The 2,101-nt window shown below is 72.9% G+C and carries 2 protein-coding genes and 2 pseudogenes; 1 reads left to right on the top strand and 3 read right to left on the bottom strand.

What is annotated here, in order from left to right:
• Positions 1-70: 70 nt before the first annotated feature.
• Both ABZ641_RS34415 and ABZ641_RS34420 read right to left on the bottom strand, forming a co-directional pair.
• Positions 71-1,045 (bottom strand): alpha/beta hydrolase, encoded by a 975-nt coding sequence (locus tag ABZ641_RS34415; protein ID WP_344622241.1) that lies wholly within the window; start codon positions 1,043-1,045, stop codon positions 71-73.
• 142 nt (positions 1,046-1,187) lie between these two features.
• Positions 1,188-1,322 (bottom strand): annotated as a pseudogene (locus ABZ641_RS34420) (NAD(P)H-quinone oxidoreductase); the annotation flags it as partial.
• A gap of 18 nt (positions 1,323-1,340) precedes the next feature.
• On the opposite strand from ABZ641_RS34420, the pseudogene ABZ641_RS34425 reads away from it, so the two are divergent.
• Positions 1,341-1,472, top strand: a pseudogene (locus ABZ641_RS34425) (type 1 glutamine amidotransferase domain-containing protein); the annotation flags it as partial.
• A 125-nt stretch (positions 1,473-1,597) separates the two neighbouring features.
• Here ABZ641_RS34425 and ABZ641_RS34430 read toward each other — a convergent pair.
• The coding region (locus ABZ641_RS34430; RefSeq protein WP_359988270.1) for a methyltransferase domain-containing protein at positions 1,598-2,101 on the bottom strand (504 nt) is incomplete at its 5' end.

Consider the following 2,101-nt stretch of genomic DNA (forward strand, 5'->3'; position numbering starts at 1 on the left):
CGGGCGGCGGCCCGTCACCGCCTTCTCGGAGCGCGGCCCCGCCGGTGCGTCCCTGCGGCGAGGGGCCGGCTCACCACCCGTGGAGGGCGTCGCGCAGGGTGTCGCCGGCGAGTCTCAGGGCGACGTTGTTGGCGGCGGTGTCGCGCAGGCTGTCGAGCATCATGAAGTCGTGCACCATGCCCAGCACGCGGACCGCGGTGACCTGGACCCCGGCGGCACGCAGCTTCGCGGCGTAGGCCTCCCCCTCGTCGCGGAGCACGTCGGCCTCGTCGGTGATGATCAGGGTCGGCGGCATCGCCCGGAGCTGTTCCGCGGAGGCGCGCAGCGGTGAGGCGTGCGGGTCGGCGCGCTCGGCGGGGTCGGTGGTGTACTGGTCCCAGAACCACTGCATGCCTTCGCGGGTGAGGAAGTAGCCCTCGGCGAACTGCAGGTAGGAGGGGGTGTCGAAGGCGGCGTCGGTGACCGGGTAGAGCAGCACCTGGCAGGCGAGGCGCAGCCCGCCGCGTTCGGCGTTCATCATCGCGAAGACGGTCGACATGTTGCCGCCGACCGAGTCGCCGCAGACCGCCACGGTGCCGGGGTCGAGGCTCCTGGCCGGGCCGTGGTCCTTGAGCCACTGGCCGACGGCGTAGTTCTGCTCGATCTGGGTCGGGTACTTGGCCTCGGGCGCGCGGGTGTAGACGGGGAAGACGACGGCGGCGTTCGCGCGGACGGCGAGTTCGCGCACGAGGCGGTCGTGGGTGTTCTCGTCCCCGAAGACCCAGCCCGCGCCGTGGATGTAGAAGATCACCGGCAGGACGCCGGTGACGCCGGCCGGCCGGACGATGCGGGTGCGGACCGTGCCGTGCGCACCGGCGTCGACGTCGAGCCACTCCTCGTCGACCGAGGGCTTGTCGACGCCGGCGCCGGTCTGCAGGCCGGCCAGGGCGTCGCGGCCTTCGGCCGGGGCGAGTTCGTAGATGCGCGGGTGCGGGTCGGTGGCCTTCGCCAGATCGGTGGCGGCCGGTTCCAGGACCGGGGCGGCCGGGCGGGAGGTCGTGGCCATGGGGGCCTCCGTGAGGTCGTCGGGCGGCCCGGGAGGGGCCGCCGCGCGACCATCCTTTCCGCGGGCGGTGCGGGGCGCGTGCCGGGCCTTCGGGCGAGGGGGCCGAACGGGTGATCCGTGCGGCGCCCAGTGACCACGCGGGCCCCAGCGCCTTGGCGATCTGGACGGCCGTGGTGCCGATGCCGCTGGCGCCGTCGTGCACCAGCACGGTCCCGCCCTCGCGCAGTCCCGCGGTCATGACGAGGTCGGACCACACGGTGGCGGTGGCCTCGGGCAGGGGCCACCTCGAGACTGCGCCAAGACGCGCCTGCCGCTGCTCCCGTTCATGGTGGTCGACCGCAACGTGTACACCGGGCAGAACCCCGCGTCGTCCGGGCGGCTCGCCGAACGGCTGGTGGCCGACCTGGACCCGGCGGCGCAGCGGTAGGGGCCGCGAGCGGCAGCGGCACCGGCGGCTGAACCGGTCGAGGCTGCCACCCCCTGGGGGAGTGGCAGCCTCTCGGTGTCGTCACGGAGCCGCGGCGGACCGCCGGCCCCGCCCGCTCAGCGGGTTCAGACGCGGTCGGCCGCGATCAGCACGTACTGGAACGAGCCGTCCTTGTACGAGTTGATGAACGCCTCCTCGATACCGGTGACCAGCGAGGACGTGGCCCGCAGCTCCCAGTACGGCAGGGTCGCCGGGGTCAGGTCGACGACGGCCTGCGGGACGAGCCGGTTGTCGGCCATGGCCTGCATGTACTCCCGGCGGGAGTGGATGTTGCACTCGAAGTGCGCGTTGATCTGGGAGACCCACTTCGAGGGCTGGCCGTACCGGGGGTTCCAGCAGCCGGTGATGGTGACGTACCGACCGCCGACGCCGAGGATCCGCGAGTGCTCGGCGAAGAGGTCGTGGAGGTCGACGTACATGCTCGACTCGTTGTTCCACGAGGCCGAGACCTGCCCGGCCTCGAACGGCATGTCGAGCATGTTGCACACGCGGGCGCGGACGTGGTCGCCGATGCCCAGGTCACGGGCGCGTCCGTTCGCGAACTCGGCCTGCTTGGCCGACAGGGTGAC

It is taken from the genome of Kitasatospora sp. NPDC007106 (genome assembly GCF_040634455.1).
Classification (GTDB): Bacteria; Actinomycetota; Actinomycetes; order Streptomycetales; family Streptomycetaceae; genus Kitasatospora; species Kitasatospora arboriphila.